Source organism: Mesorhizobium sp. M7A.F.Ca.MR.362.00.0.0 (genome assembly GCF_004023175.1).
GTDB lineage: Bacteria > Pseudomonadota > Alphaproteobacteria > Rhizobiales > Rhizobiaceae > Mesorhizobium.
In genome coordinates, this window is record NZ_RZTF01000997.1 from 1 (window position 1) to 294 (window position 294).

Sequence of the window (294 nt, forward strand, 5' to 3'; positions counted from 1 at the left end):
TTTCTAATAATCTTACATCTGCAAAGTGTTGAATTAGTTTATCTACAAGCAACTTGTTTAATCTACCCAAGAAAGGATCAATATTGATTACTTGGAAACTGTCACGTTTAACTGCTGCGTTAAGTCCTTCTGGTAATAAAACTGCATCTGTAGAACCGCCGCCAACGTCAATTAATACTGTCGAAACATCATCGAATTTCTTAGTTTCAATTCTTTTTGTAATTACTGTTGCATCTTTTTCTCGTACCATTCTATATTTCAATGCCCATCTACTTACTTCAGACTCAATATGAC

1 protein-coding gene is annotated in these 294 nt (G+C 34.0%); it reads right to left on the reverse strand.

Going from position 1 to position 294, the window contains the following annotated elements:
* Window positions 1-294, reverse strand: a 294-nt coding sequence (locus EOC06_RS40625; protein ID WP_206631425.1) for a hypothetical protein, incomplete at both ends; no start/stop codon positions are given.